At 41.4% G+C, this 14,074-nt stretch carries 12 protein-coding genes and 1 pseudogene; 9 read left to right on the top strand and 4 right to left on the bottom strand.

Annotation, left to right across the window (positions count from 1 at the left end; all coding sequences use genetic code 11):
* Positions 1-98 precede the first annotated feature (98 nt).
* Positions 99-980: a DUF1295 domain-containing protein gene (locus CXF95_RS27350; protein ID WP_101201568.1), complete on the top strand. Its 882-nt coding sequence runs from the start codon at positions 99-101 to the stop codon at positions 978-980.
* A 240-nt stretch (positions 981-1,220) separates the two neighbouring features.
* Positions 1,221-1,760 carry a VC2046/SO_2500 family protein gene (locus CXF95_RS27355; protein ID WP_101201569.1) on the top strand — a complete coding sequence of 180 codons (540 nt, stop codon included), beginning with the start codon at positions 1,221-1,223 and terminating at the stop codon, positions 1,758-1,760.
* On the opposite strand, the gene CXF95_RS27360 is transcribed toward CXF95_RS27355, so the two are convergent.
* Together CXF95_RS27360 and CXF95_RS27365 are read right to left on the bottom strand one after the other, a co-directional pair.
* Positions 1,753-3,069: a Na+/H+ antiporter NhaC family protein gene (locus tag CXF95_RS27360; RefSeq protein WP_101201570.1), complete on the bottom strand. Its 1,317-nt coding sequence runs from the start codon at positions 3,067-3,069 to the stop codon at positions 1,753-1,755. The genes CXF95_RS27355 and CXF95_RS27360 overlap by 8 nt on opposite strands.
* 127 nt (positions 3,070-3,196) lie before the next feature.
* Positions 3,197-4,201: a D-cysteine desulfhydrase family protein gene (locus CXF95_RS27365; protein ID WP_101201571.1), complete on the bottom strand. Its 1,005-nt coding sequence runs from the start codon at positions 4,199-4,201 to the stop codon at positions 3,197-3,199.
* Positions 4,202-4,303: 102 nt separating this feature from the next.
* Here CXF95_RS27365 and CXF95_RS27370 point away from each other — a divergent pair, with 102 nt between their 5' ends.
* The 6 genes from CXF95_RS27370 (at position 4,304) to CXF95_RS27395 (ending at position 10,080) form a co-directional block, all read left to right on the top strand.
* A complete protein-coding gene (locus CXF95_RS27370; protein WP_101201572.1) occupies positions 4,304-4,549 on the top strand; it encodes a type II toxin-antitoxin system CcdA family antitoxin in 246 nt (81 codons plus the stop codon).
* A complete protein-coding gene (locus CXF95_RS27375) occupies positions 4,549-4,866 on the top strand; it encodes a CcdB family protein (protein WP_101201573.1) in 318 nt (105 codons plus the stop codon). The genes CXF95_RS27370 and CXF95_RS27375 overlap by 1 nt, the downstream gene beginning before the upstream one ends.
* Before the next feature lie 72 nt (positions 4,867-4,938).
* On the top strand, positions 4,939-6,639 hold the full coding sequence (locus CXF95_RS27380) for an RluA family pseudouridine synthase (protein WP_101201574.1): 1,701 nt from the start codon (positions 4,939-4,941) through the stop codon (positions 6,637-6,639).
* Between the two features lie 291 nt (positions 6,640-6,930).
* Entirely contained in the window at positions 6,931-8,094 is a 1,164-nt protein-coding gene (locus CXF95_RS27385) for a methyl-accepting chemotaxis protein (protein ID WP_232788076.1), read from the top strand.
* Between the two features lie 19 nt (positions 8,095-8,113).
* On the top strand, positions 8,114-8,401 hold the full coding sequence (locus CXF95_RS27390) for an STAS domain-containing protein (RefSeq protein WP_101201575.1): 288 nt from the start codon (positions 8,114-8,116) through the stop codon (positions 8,399-8,401).
* A gap of 2 nt (positions 8,402-8,403) precedes the next feature.
* Complete coding sequence (locus CXF95_RS27395; protein ID WP_101201576.1) at positions 8,404-10,080, top strand: SpoIIE family protein phosphatase; 1,677 nt, start codon at positions 8,404-8,406, stop codon at positions 10,078-10,080.
* A 90-nt stretch (positions 10,081-10,170) separates the two neighbouring features.
* Here the strand turns inward: CXF95_RS27395 and CXF95_RS27400 are convergent, their stop codons facing one another.
* Together CXF95_RS27400 and CXF95_RS27405 are read right to left on the bottom strand one after the other, a co-directional pair.
* Positions 10,171-11,847: a BCCT family transporter gene (locus CXF95_RS27400; protein ID WP_232788077.1), complete on the bottom strand. Its 1,677-nt coding sequence runs from the start codon at positions 11,845-11,847 to the stop codon at positions 10,171-10,173.
* Between the two features lie 493 nt (positions 11,848-12,340).
* The gene (locus tag CXF95_RS27405) at positions 12,341-12,778 is read right to left on the bottom strand and encodes a hypothetical protein (protein ID WP_101201577.1); all 438 of its coding nucleotides are present in this window, start codon (positions 12,776-12,778) and stop codon (positions 12,341-12,343) included.
* 412 nt (positions 12,779-13,190) lie between these two features.
* Here CXF95_RS27405 and CXF95_RS27410 point away from each other — a divergent pair.
* A pseudogene (locus tag CXF95_RS27410) lies at positions 13,191-13,902 on the top strand (IS110 family transposase).
* Positions 13,903-14,074: the final 172 nt, after the last annotated feature.

Here is a 14,074-nt window from a genome sequence, read left to right on the forward strand (position 1 = left end):
GTTAAAATGAAATGATTCAAAAGAACTTTTTTTCTACAGAGTCGGTATAAGAGTGGACAACACTTATAACCCTTCAAAAACAAAGGACATTTAGTTTCATGCAATTTTTCCGTACCCTCATTATCCATATTGTCGTTTTCTTTATTGCCATAGGCGTTGTTTGGGCAGGCGGTGATGGTGGCCAGTTTTTAAACGCTGGTTTTGAAACTGGGCTGACTATTTTTGCAAGTTGTGCGTTGATTGCCTTTATTGTGCAATGGGTAGCCCTTATCCCCGCTTATTTACTTAAAACAGAGCATTTTTATGATTTAACCGGGGGGGCAACTTATTTGGCCGTCATCATTGTAGCTTTTGTACAAAGTGAACCCCATGATATACGTTCGATAGTCCTGACTTGTGTGGTTGCTATTTGGGCGATCCGCTTGGCCAGCTTCCTGTTTCTAAGAGTACGAAAACAAGGCTCAGATAGCCGTTTTGATGATATTAAAATAAATTTCTGGAGCTTTTCTATCGCATGGTCGGTACAAGGATTATGGGTACTGATTACAGCAGGTGCAGCAATAGCCGCGATTACATCTAGTCAAAAGGTTGATTTTGGCTGGTTTGGAGCCTTAGGTTTGTTGCTTTGGCTGCTTGGATTTTCAATGGAAGTGGTAGCAGACAATCAAAAGCGTGTCTTTAAACAGCAAAAAAACACTCACCAAGAATTTATTCAAACCGGATTGTGGGCACGGTCACGTCATCCCAATTATTTTGGTGAAATATTGTTATGGATAGGGGTAGCAATTATTGCTTACCCTGCTTTATATCAATGGCAAGTGGTGACACTTATATCACCATTATTTGTGATTTTGTTATTAACCAAAATCAGTGGGATTTCACTACAAGAAGAGCAAGCCAACAAACGCTGGGGCGATAACACCGATTACCAAGCCTACAAAAAACGGACTCCCGTTTTGATCCCAAAATTGTTTGGGTAGTCATTTAAAAAGTAAAATAAAAAATTTTAACCACAGAGGCTTCGCTCACAGAGAGCACAGAGGACAATGAAGAAGAAAGACCAAAAAAGTAATTGTATTGTTTTTCTCTGTGCACTCCTTTTCCTTGTGGTAAATATTCCTTTCTAATAGTGTCCTTCTTAATTTGAACATTCATACCTAAAGTCTTTGTTATTAAACACGATAACTAAAGTATCTCTTTCTTTTTGCAGCGATAACCTTTTGCTCGACTCGGTCAATACAAGTCAATCTGATCATAATGCGAGTACCGAAGCGTTAATATCAAGTGACAATGAGCTAAACGGTACGATTAATCGTGCCGCGAGTGAAGGGGCGAAATTTACGTTAATGATGGCGATGCTCGAACAAGCATACATCCATCGACCCCACATCGAAGCCTCAAAACAGATAAATCAAAGTGCTGAGGTCAGTGCAGAGATTAATCCTGACTTCCATCATTATCGCGCCAGTCCGTTAAGTGCCAATGATTCATCCTGGCAAACCTGCCAACAGACCAGTCAGTTGATACACACAGGGAAACTTCTTTCTGCTCAGCTTTGGTTGGCTTTACATCCTGAACCTTTATCTCAATACAACCAATCAGATAGAATTGATGCAGATGTAATCGCAAACTGCAGCATCAATACTCAATCACGTATGCAGGCTCAAGAAAAAGTGGTGACTGTAGATGAAACTGGGTTATATGATATTTTGCAGGAACTAGAGCCCATTTCTGCTCAGGCATTGTGTAAGGTCAGCTAAAATCATCCTTTGATTTGTCTTTAAATTTCGGCAACCCTGTGGCGATCGCGATGATACCAAAGACTAATATCAACATCGGATACCAGCAATAAGGTGTTAGCGCCAAAGGTGATAAACCTGCAAGACTAGCGGCAACTAATAGTTGCCCGCCATAGGGGACTAGACCTTGAAATCCACAAGAGAAAATATCTAGTAAGCTCGCCGTGCGCCTTGGATCTAAATCATATTGTTCACCTAGATCTTTGGCGATAGGGCCAGTTGAGACTATCGCAATTGTGTTGTTGGCCGTGGCTATATCTAATGCGCTGACCAAGACTGCAGTACCGTATTCAGCCCCTTTTTTAGTGGTGATGCGTTTGGTGATGTTGCTGACTAACCACTGCATGCCACCATAGGCTTTCATTAATGCCACTATGCCACCAATCATTAGCGCAATGGCGACCATATCTTGCATCCATCCCATGCCTTTTTGTATGCTTTGCAACATTGATGGCAAGGTAAATAACCCTTTTGTTAGGCCAATGATACACGCGCTGCCAATACCTATGCCTAACACGCCTATGACGTTGACTCCGGATAGTGCGCAGCCAATGATCAACAGATAAGGCAATATTAGCCAACCATCGTAATCGTTAGATGTGATCACTGCGCTGCCATCAATATCTACAAACATCAGTAGCAGAGCAGTTAAGCATGCCGCAGGTAATACAATAATTAAATTTGCTTTGAATTTATCTCTAAGTTGCACCCCTTGAGTACGAGTGGCAGCAATGGTGGTGTCAGAAATAAAAGATAAGTTATCACCAAACATCGCACCACCAATGACTATGCCCACAGCAAGAGGAATGGGTACACCAAGGCTTTCGGCTAGGCCAATACCAATAGGTGTAATGGCGGTGATCGTGCCCATAGAGGTACCCATGGCGAAGGCAATAAAACTGGTAATTACAAACAATCCGGGTAATAAATAAGCAGTAGGCACATAATTGAGTGCCCAATTGACTGTGGCATCACGGGCGCCTATGTCGATGGTGACCGCATAAAAAGCCCCGGCCAGTAAAAAGATTATCGCCAGTAAAATAATGGTTTTATCGCCACCACCCCGACAAAAAATATCGACTTTTTCAGCAATAGATAAGCTTGATGTGGTGTTGTTAAGCAACAAGGCAAAGCCTGCTGATATCGCAAAAGCAACCAGAATAGGCATGGTCGAAAAGTTTTGTGTTAACACACCGCTACCAATCACTAAGAGCATAAATAGTAGTATGGGTGTTAACCCTAAAAAATGTCCCTTTGGCGGTTTTTGCATCCGGTATTACCTTTAAATATATTAGCTAAAACAAAAAGATAATGTTAAAGCAAAGAACCAGAGTGACAACCGTTAAAAGTTGCTCTGGGGCGGATATCTGGATTATCTAAGGAGTATGAGAGCCAATTTATATTTCGGTATCGGATACAGAAAAATCCAAAGCATCTGCATAGGCGAACAAGGAGGGCGCGCCACCGGTATGCCAAAAAAGGACCTCGTCACTTTTTCCTATCTTGCCTGAACGAATCAGATGAATTAGCCCGGCCATGGCTCTTCCAGTATAAACAGGATCTAATAATATCCCTTCAAGTTTGGCGGTTAATGCAATGGCCTCATTCTCTTGTGGTCCAAGAACACCATAACCATCACCCACATAATCTGAATTTAAAATTAGGTCATCTTTTGAGAAGCTATAATCAAGGCCTATGAGTTTTGCGGTGTTATTAACAAGCTGTGTAATAAGTTGCTCAAATGGCAGGGCAGCATTGGTTTCTTTGTCTATGTTGATACCCACTAATTCAAACGCTTTGTTGTAAATGTGTTTACCTAGAATTAAGCCCGCATGGGTACCTCCCGAGCTTGAAGCAAACACCACATGAGAAAATTCACGTCCTTTTTTTTGCTCTTGCAACTCTGCAATAGCATCAATAAAGGACACAGCTCCCAACTCATTAGAACCTCCATATGGCACTAGGTATGGTTTTTTACCCGCAGCTTTGAGTTGTGAAAATATGCGGGCTATATCTTCCCCTTTTCGATTCGTTCCTGTCCAATGAATGTGACAATCGAAAATATGATCTAATAACAAATTTCCTTGGGCTTTAGGTGGTGCTTCCCCGCCGAGTAACAAATGACATGCCATGTTTAGTTTAGCAGCCGCTGCGGCAGTTTGACGGCAATGGTTAGATTGAGCAGCACCCGCTGTAATGACGGTATCGCAGCCTTGCTTTAATGCGTCAGCCAATATGTATTCCAGCTTTCTTGTTTTATTTCCACCTAAAGCCAGACCTGTGAGATCATCTCTTTTCATGAATATCTTGGGGCCACCTAGAAAGTGACTTAATCTTGATAGTTCAACCAGTGGGGTAGGGAAAAAACCTAAAGACGTTTTCTCAATGTGTTTTATGTGCATAGGCTGCCTCATATTTACCAGTAATATTATTGGAGTATATACTTTACAGTGCGTATCGCTATGCGCATAATAAGTAATGGAGAATAATGTGAGTGATTTAGAATGAGCGCTATTTACGATGTTAATGCACCTAAAAAAGCCACTAATTTAAGTCTCAATAGTGACTTATTACTAAAAACCAGAGCGTTAAATATTAATTTGTCTGCCACGCTAGAGCAAGCGTTACAGGACAAACTTAAAGCAGTTGAGGCAGACAAATGGCAAAAAGAACATGTGCAGGCTATTGCTGTATACAATCAATTTGTTGAAGAAAATGGTTGTTTTAGCGATGATTATCGAGATTTTTAATGGCGCAGTTTGATGTGTATGCTAATCCAAGCAAAAAGGGTAGGCAGGCATATCCTTTAATCGTCGATGTTCAGAATCCAATAATTGAGGGATTATCAACTCGCTTGGTCATTCCACTTACCAATCAAAAATATTTACAACATCAAACTTTGGCAAAACTGACACCAGACATTGAATATGAAGGCCAAATTTATTTACTCCTGACACCACAACTTACTTCTATGCCTTCCCATTTATTAAAAGATCCCATTGGCACGATAAAATCCTTAAGAAATATCGTTGTAGACGCAATAGACTTTGCTTTGACTGGGGTGTGATGTTTTGGCTTTGCAAGTTAAGAAAGCTAAGAAAGTCAAAAACTCTATCCAACAAGTTCTAGGTTAACTGACATGCAAATTGAAGATCCGTGTTTTACTCGTTTTACTGAGTCTATTGAAAAATATGACTTACCCGAGCGATTTACATTTCCATTCTATTACCAGCCACACCCTTTGTGTGTCTTGGCAGTAGAACATTTACAGCGCCACCTTGAGACCCAAACTCAATGGCAACACAACTTTGGTTTGTTTGATGATCCCACTAATATCATTGGTAAAATGTTTGGTGTGTTGTTGGTTAAAAATGTGCAAGGAGAACTAGGTTTTATAGCTGCTTTTTCAGGTAAGTTAGCCGAGCAGAATCATATTCATGGTTTTGTGCCACCAGTATTTGATTTATTGGCCGAAGACAGTTTCTTTTTGGCAGACAAAGTGGCTATAAATAAACTAAATGAAGAGATAAAGGAGCTAGCAAACACACCAAAATTTTTAGTGTTAACACAACAGTTAATCACATTAGAAGCAGAACATGCCCAGCAGTTATCTGCGCTCAGGAGTGAACTAGTAGAAAACCGTAAAACCCGTAAAAAACAGCGACAGACTCTGCAGAGTATTAGCGATAAAAACCAAGATAAAACTGTCACAGAGAAAGGTCTACAAGAGCTAGCTCAGCAAAGTGTGCATGATAAATGGCGACTCAAAGAATTAAGCGAACATTCGCAACAATCAATCTGGCAACTACAGGGAAAAGTAAACGAATTCACTGACCAAATTGCAGAATTAAAGTTACAACGAAAAACCCTTTCTGCGGGTTTACAAAATAGAATATTCAGCCAATACCAGTTTCTGAATAAACAACGCGAGCCTAAAAGTCTGCTGGATATTTTTGCTGAGACAGCACTTAAAACCCCACCGGCCGGGGCAGGAGAATGTGCGGTGCCCAAGCTGTTACAATACGCCTTCAAACATCAACTAACACCCCTAGCAATGGCCGAATTTTGGTGGGGAGTTTCGCCCAAATCAGAAGTGAAAAAACATCAGCAGTACTACCCCGCCTGCACAGGTAAATGTCAGCCCATTTTAAAACATATGTTGGCCGGTATGCAGTTGGATGAAAACCTATTAATTTTTAATTACGGAGAAAGTAAACTTTTAGACATCATCTACCAAGACGAAGACATCTTGATAGTGAACAAACCCACTGAGTTTTTATCAGTGCCTGGAAAAGAAATATCCGATTCGGTCTATCAGCGAATAAAACAGCAATACTCTGACGCGACTGGGCCACTCATTGTGCATCGGCTGGATATGTCTACCTCGGGCTTGATGGTGGTAACACTTAACGCTCAGGCCAATAAATATCTGCAAAAACAATTTATTCATCGAGAAGTGCACAAACAATATGTGGCGTTAATAGAAGGGTTGCCGCTACAGGATAAAGGTGAGATAAAGTTACCTTTAAGAGGTGATTTTTACGATCGGCCGAAACAAATTGTTTGTGAGCAAGATGGAAAACCAGCTCACACCTTGTGGCAGGTACTTGAACGTTATCCAGAGAAAAATCAAACCAGAGTGCTGCTTACACCACACACTGGCCGGACCCATCAACTAAGAGTGCATTGCGCTCATGCTGAGGGTTTGAACATGCCTATAGTGGGTGATGATTTGTATGGAACACGTGGTAGACGCTTACATTTGCATGCGCAAAGTTTAGAAATTACCCATCCTGTTAGCAAAGAAGTCATGACCTTTAAAGTTGATGCAGAATTTTAAGTGTTGAATTTTTCGTTAAGAAATATACCGGGTAGTCGTTGAAAATATTTATGAATTTATCTAGGAGATAAACCCACTATTTGCCGCTGCTGGCCCTACCTTCAAATAAGTCGACACCTTTTCCTGAGAATTGTTGGTGTAATCTTTAATTCAAATATGGGTATAAATACCTATTACTATTAGTGCGAGACTCCGATATTTTAAATCCAAATAGTTTTATGTGATTACTTACTAATAGCAACCTGCTTGTCATTAGTCTGCAAGTCTGCATCGTTTTTCATTAGGTGAAATGTGTTACTAAAAAATTGGATTGTTCTGACTATCGTCTCCTTAGTGTCTCTGATGCTCGTTTTTCAACAGCAAGGATTATTTGCGTGTTTGGTCATGATTTGTTTGTCTGCCTGGTTTGTTTTTCAAAATGAGAAGACATCTGCCTCTTCGAATGATGATTCTTTAGATGTGATTGATCATGAGTTGGCTGCCGCTGATTTTAAGTTAAAATTAAATACCTTGATGCATGAAGTTGCCCCAACACTTGATGAAACCAAGCAGAGTATCCAGGACATCTATTCTACTCAGGAAGATGCAGTCATGACTTTATCTATGGCCTTTATAGAGTTGCAGGGATTTATTGATCAGCAAAGCACTAACATCAGCAGTCTTATCAGAATAGAGTCAAGCGTTGAAGGGACAGACAGTGAAGTACTCTACAGTGACAGTATGCGGGCGTTTGCTCATAGTACTGAAGGCATATTAGATCAATTTATTAAGTCTACCGTTGAGATGTCGGCCTCTTCTATGGAGCTTCTTGAGAGCGTTAATGAAATACATTCAGACGTCCCTAAAGTATTAAAAACGTTGCAAGACATTGATGGCATTTCGTCTCAAACTAATCTTTTAGCACTGAATGCAGCAATAGAAGCGGCCCGAGCCGGTGAGCATGGCCGTGGTTTTGCGGTTGTAGCAGACGAAGTTCGCAAATTATCTTCTCGTTCAGCTAAATTTAGCGATGAGGTTCAAAAACAACTGAAGAGTATTAGCGAGCGTATCTCTGCGCTTACAGCACAAGTGGGGGTACTTGCCTCTTATGATGTGAGTTATGTGATTAAAGCCAAGAAAGATATCCATATCGCCCTAGACAGCATCATTAAAAAAGCTGAATCCGATGCAAATATAACCCAAGGCCTAGATCAGCTATCACAGCAACTAGAAGAAGCGCTTTCAAAAGCTATCCGAGGTTTGCAGTTTGGAGATATTAATGGTCAACATCTATTATATGCCAAGGATACATTGGGGTTTGTGAATGAACTTTTAAAATCTATTGACGATAAAAATATAGACAATTTAATCTCTGAGATTACACATTATTTACAAGATGTTCGTGAAAAAAGACTCCATTCCCATAACCCAGTGTCTGCGTCTAGCATGGACTCTGGTGACATCGAACTGTTTTAACAATATTTAAGGCCAAACTATGTCCGACTCCTATACTATTGCTATCCCTGAAAGATTTGACTTTAGTCAGCATAAATCCTTTACCGAGCAATCAAATCGACTCATTCAGGACGAGCAAATTAAAACCGTGATTTTAGACTTTTCAAGAACATCCTATCTGGATAGTTCGGCGCTAGGTATGCTGGTTTTAATGAAAAAAAAAGCCAAAGCAAAATCAATTCACATCATCATTCGAGGGGCCAAGGATAATGCAAAAGATATTTTACTGATTGCTAATTTCAAAAAGATATTTGAGATCCAAGACTAAATATGAACCCAAACGCTTTAGTAAATAAAAAAATACTTGTGGTTGATGACGACACTATTTTTTTTCAAATGATAAGTTATTTTCTGCAAGGCCTCTGTGTTCTTAGTGAGTCAGCCGTAACGCTTGAACAAGCGCTAAAAAAGCTTAGTCAGAAAACATACGATTTTATTTTGATTGACAGTTATTTACCCGATGGTTCTGGTTCAGAGCTGGTTCCAGTTATCAATGCACTAGAATACACAGTGCCTATGATCATGGTGACCGGCAATGATGACCAAGAATATATGCAAGCCTGCTTTGAAGCTGGCGTATCTGATTATGTGCTCAAACCTGTGAATCTAAAATTGGTGTGGCTAAAAATACAACGTTGCTACAATTCTCATATTTTGGAGCAACAGCTTCAAAGCCAAAATAAACAACTCGAATTTTTACTAGACGGAAAACGTAGGGAAGAAAACTTGGTAAGGCATGTGTATAAACATTTAGCACAGCTAAACGATAAAGTCGAACGAGCTGTGCAGTGCCATATGCAGGCATCCAACATGTTTAACGGTGACTTTTTTGTATCGGCAGCTGCGCCTAATGGAAACAAAATACTCACATTAGTGGATGCAACAGGTAACAGTTTGGCGGCGGCAATCAGTGTTTTACCCTTAGTGTCGGCTATCCGCGCTATGGTCAAAAAAGGATTGTCACTAAGCCATCTTATTCACGAAATTAATACCAAGCTATACAATGAGATCCCTGATGATCGATTTATTGCCGGTATAGGCGTAGAGTTTAATGCCCATAGCAATGAAATTTCCATTTTTAATGCTGGCATGCCAGAAGCAATATTACTCGATTCCGATTGCAATATATTGCAATACATTAAATCCAAGTCAATGCCGCTGGGTATTTTAGATGCACAGGATTTTTCCCCCAGCATTGACACAATCAAAGCTGATGCTGGGCTCTTTTTATTGCTATATAGCGACGGATTGATCGAGCAGGAATCGGCGGAAAAAACATTGTTTGGCAAGCAAAGCCTTGAGCAAGTTATCAATCAGTGTCAGGTACCTACCGACTTGGTTAACTCATTAGTTAAAGCGTTTGAACAGCACACAGGTAAACAAACAGTTACTGATGATGTTTCGATTAGCTGTATTAATTTTGATATGTTGAGAGAGTCTTCGGAGACGGTCGATGCCAGTAAGCAAAATGCTCAAGTAGGGGACTTGAATTTCTCTCTGGATTTAAATGGGAGCTTATTAGCGCAAGTAGACATTTTGTCTGTAATAGATTCAGTATTGAGTCACTGCCAAGTCGATGCCTCATTGCGCAAGAAAGCTTTTACTGTTTTTGCTGAGTTAGTCAACAATGCTCTTGACCATGGGGTGCTTTCATTAGAATCATCGTTAAAAAATGATTACAGTGGATTTGCGGAGTATCTGGAAAAACGTGAGTTAGCTCTTGGTGATTTATCGCAACAAGATAAGCTTTCAATTGATCTAAAATACTCGAATAAATCTGGTGAAATGCAGTTTGATATTAAAGATAGTGGCAAAGGTTACCAACCGTTAATCGTATCTAAAGAAAACCCTGCTCTTTCGGGAAGAGGATTGGGGTTAATTGAAAAGTTAACCAAAGAATTTACTGTCAATACATCAGGTAATGGGAGCTCTGTTGTCATTAAGTAACCACATCTAAAAGTGATAAATGTTAGGCGCGTGCTCCGCTCAATATTTGAGCCTGAGCAAACACAGAAACCTTTTTTTCATGACAGTAGGTTATTCAGCAGACAGCGTGTTTTTGCTAGAATATGTGGTCTGAACGCCAGCCGCCTCGCGCCGGCCATCGCTGTATATAGCGAAGACCAGTGCAAAACACATTAAAACCATCACAATCGAAAACGGTAGCGCGCCAATTACCATGGCCGTCTTAATGGCCCCCGTACCGCCAGATATCAGCAGACCCGCTACCACAAGCCCAAGGGCTGCACCCCAGAACAGGATATGTGGCCGAGCTTTGGGACCTTCGTCGCCACCCGCGTTGATGGTGTTCACGATCAACACCGCTGAATCAGCTGATGTGACAAGAAACGTCATCAGTAGGACAACAATCAATAGGGCCATACCCCATGCTAACCATTCACCGATTGGCGCTAGCATGAATTCTGTCATGGCAAAAATTTTGTCAGCATTGGCCGCATTAAAGATCACACCGTTGGCGCCACCATTTAATTCCAGATCGATGGCAGTTCCGCCGGCCCAAGCGAACCAAACAAAACACATCAGTGATGGCACAAACATCGCTCCAAGCACAAATTCACGGATCGATCGCCCACGGGATATACGCGCCAGGAACAATCCTACAAAAGGTGCAAATGCGATCCACCATGCCCAGTAAAACACTGGCCACCAGCCCTGCCACTGTGTCAGTAAGAATGCCTCTGATCCTTGAACGCCATCTGTGGTCCAGACATTAAAGCTCATCTGTGGCAGTGCGATCAGATAATCCCAAATACCAAGGAACATCGCAGAGCCACCAAAAAAGGTTGCGCCAAAGATGATAAAAAATCCCAATAGGATGATCGACAGAAACATGTTGATATTGGACAGCCATTTTATGCCTTTGCCCACTCCCGACAATGCGGACAATGTCGATGCCCCCATGATCATGACCAAAGCGACAATAATACCAAAAGTGGATGCCTCGCCTTCGGGATTTACCAGACCGCCAATGCCTATTCGTGTTAATCCTGCAACAAACTGTTCTACACCAAACCCAAGTGTCTGTGCCACACCTAAAATGGTCGCTACAACGGCTACAATATCGATAAAGTGCCCCAAGGGTCCAGACAGCGCCTTGCCAAACAAGGGCGTCAGTGATGAACGAATGGTCAATGGCAATGCACGACGATAGCTAAAGAACGCCATCGACAGGCCAGCAATCGCATAGCATGCCCATGCACCTAATCCCCAGTGAAGGAAAGACCACTTGTATGCCATGCGTACATTGTTTTGGGCACCGCCTGTGGTTAGTCCTTGAATGACCTCAGGGTTATTGGCGAAATGGGTAACGGGTTCGGCCACTGCCCATGTCAACATGCCGACACCAATCCCAGCACTGAACATCATCGAAAACCATGAAAAATTCGAAAATTCAGGTTTCTCGCCCGGCTGCCCCAGATTCAGCCGACCCGCTGTAGGCCAAAGTGCCAAGGCGATACATACAATGACAAAAAGGGCGACAACCCAGATGTACCAAGCTGCGAAATTAGCCAAAATAAGCGTGTTCCAATCCCCGAGTATCTTCCCCGCATTGACTGGCCAAAAGATTGCCCAAACAACAAGGGCACTAATAATGATTTTACTAACGACTGTCACATCGAGGCTGAATCCACGATAAAAACCAGTTGTCGCGAGCTTAATAGGAAGTTCTGATAAAGCTGGTTTTGGTGCCATGATTGTTTTCCCATTGTCTATTCTTATTGGGATTAACTAGACACCCAAATGAAATAACTAGCTGACTAAGATAGCACGATTGTGCAATTTATGACATCGAGCCCTGTTTGTGGAGCTAGACCGCTTACTCTTAGATGGTAAACTGGTTAAAAATTCTACATTGTGGTTTGTTGGTGTGGGAGGACTTTATCAATACGCAAACTAGTAGTAGAAGAGCATAACTTTCTCTGTAAATTGCTCAACTAAATTCATGAAAGAACCGATGAGCATTGCGTCCAGAGATAATCAAATCATCGGCTTGGTCATCGATTAAATGTGTAATGGCCCCACTAGTTCGATGACCCTTTCTATCTTATATTTCTATTATGCCATTCTCGGTCTGACTTTTTTCTTTGGAATCTTTAGAAGTAAAAACTCTGTAATGGCAGCTATACAGACCCAAGCTATAAAAAAATTTATTAGAGATCTTGACTCAATCGGCTGTTTTGTCTGTTTATGCTGCTTTACCTACAGTAAATTTAGTATCTGCATCACGCAATAAATACAAGGCAAAACAGGCAGCCCACATTGGCCATGCAGCAAAAAACAAGAGATTATTAAAAGCATCAAAATACTGGGGGAATGATGCCAAGGTTGAACCACCATGTAATAAAAAGATAAGTCCGTAAGTGATGCGTTTTTTAATACCGGCGACGAAGGCAAAAACCAGAACAAGTTGCAGAGCGCCTAAGAGGTAGGCAATGTTTTCACCTAAACCTGAAATCGCATAAAAATGTTCGAAGATTTTGATGCTATGACTTGGGTTAACGAACTTGTCTATGGTCCACATTAACATGACAACAAATACCCCCAGTCTTAACGCTAATAAAGACCACTGCAATCGGTTACGAATATCATTAGAGATGGGTTCGTTAGAGATACTTTCACTCATTTAAATTCCTTGATTTGTATTATTTCAGACTAAAGATTTAGCGATTATTCGCTAGTTGATTTGATTAAAGCTATGGCTAAAAGCACAAGGCAGACGTTCTTAAAAACGTCGTCTCTGCAGACTACTTAGTAGCAGACACTGCAACAGACCGTGTTAATTGAAATTTATTACAATTATATATTCATTCACCTTTATGGATGAGATGAATGGCAGTGGTGAGTCTTAAAATAAGTCTATTATTGTTGAAACTTTAAAGGCGGAAAAGCAGTGGCGGTGCCACCAAAGCGGGTATCGGTAAAGCCGATTTTTCTTATCCTCTTACGATGGGTGATGAGATGGACACTCCCTATTACGGCGTCAATGCGCCAAAATAGTAGTTTCAACCCAACTATTTACATAGGGAGTATCCAAGATGAAGCTTAGAACAATAGGTATTGATTTGGCAAAGAATGTATTTCAAGCATGTGGTGTAAATGAGCATATGAAACCACAGTTTAATAAACGGTTAAAGCGTCATGAGTTACTCGATTTTATGCGCCAGCAAGCACCAACGATGGTGGTGATGCAAGCCTGTTATTCATCCCATTACTGGGGGCGAGAAATGACCAAATTAGGTCATAATGTGAAGCTTATCCCCGCTCAACATGTCACGCCTTTTGTACGGGGCAACAAGAATGATCCGAATGATTCATTTGCTATAACAGAAGCGAGCCAGCGGCCCTATATTCGTTTTGTGCCTGTGAAAACCGAGTTCCAGCAGGAGATATTATGCTTGCATCGTATTCGAGAACGACTTATCAAAAATAAAGGCGCTCTGAGCAATCAAGCTAGGGGCTGTTAAGTGAGTTTGGCGTGGTGTTTCCTTGTGGTCATAAAGCCCTTTTAAATGGATTAAACGCGGAGACCGTTATTTACGCAAACAATTAGTACACGGTGCAAGGTCGGTTGTGAGTCGTGCAGCTAAAAAAACAGATCCATTATCATTATGGGCAACGAAGCTTCGCGTCACCAAACCGTTTAATAAGGTGGCAGTCGCCATGGCGCATCGCCTTGCCCGTTTAATTTGGATATTGCTCACGCGCCAAGAGCACTACAGGGCTACGCCAACCGGTGTGAGCGGATAGCATGCAACAGTTTACGTTATCTCGGCCTTGCTCAATTCCGAACTGGACAAAGGCACAAAGCCTGTGTGGGTGTTGTGGAAGGCAAGACTCGGGATAACACTTAGTTTACTCTCACCAGCTTAAGTCATATTTGATGAAGAAAACGGTCTACCCTACCTCATCAAAGCCAGAC

The organism is Paraglaciecola sp. MB-3u-78, assembly GCF_002835935.1.
Lineage (GTDB): Bacteria > Pseudomonadota > Gammaproteobacteria > Enterobacterales > Alteromonadaceae > Paraglaciecola.

Excerpts from the sequence above, each read along its gene's own strand:
- CXF95_RS27350 (WP_101201568.1), top strand. The coding sequence starts at position 99 with ATGCAATTTTTCCGTACCCTCATTATCCATATTGTCGTTTTCTTTATT.
- CXF95_RS27360 (WP_101201570.1), bottom strand. The coding sequence starts at position 3,069 with ATGCAAAAACCGCCAAAGGGACATTTTTTAGGGTTAACACCCATACTA.
- CXF95_RS27365 (WP_101201571.1), bottom strand. The coding sequence starts at position 4,201 with ATGCACATAAAACACATTGAGAAAACGTCTTTAGGTTTTTTCCCTACC.
- CXF95_RS27370 (WP_101201572.1), top strand. The coding sequence starts at position 4,304 with ATGAGCGCTATTTACGATGTTAATGCACCTAAAAAAGCCACTAATTTA.
- CXF95_RS27375 (WP_101201573.1), top strand. The coding sequence starts at position 4,549 with ATGGCGCAGTTTGATGTGTATGCTAATCCAAGCAAAAAGGGTAGGCAG.
- CXF95_RS27380 (WP_101201574.1), top strand. The coding sequence starts at position 4,939 with ATGCAAATTGAAGATCCGTGTTTTACTCGTTTTACTGAGTCTATTGAA.
- CXF95_RS27390 (WP_101201575.1), top strand. The coding sequence starts at position 8,114 with ATGTCCGACTCCTATACTATTGCTATCCCTGAAAGATTTGACTTTAGT.
- CXF95_RS27395 (WP_101201576.1), top strand. The coding sequence starts at position 8,404 with ATGAACCCAAACGCTTTAGTAAATAAAAAAATACTTGTGGTTGATGAC.
- CXF95_RS27400 (WP_232788077.1), bottom strand. The coding sequence starts at position 11,847 with ATGGCACCAAAACCAGCTTTATCAGAACTTCCTATTAAGCTCGCGACA.
- CXF95_RS27405 (WP_101201577.1), bottom strand. The coding sequence starts at position 12,778 with ATGAGTGAAAGTATCTCTAACGAACCCATCTCTAATGATATTCGTAAC.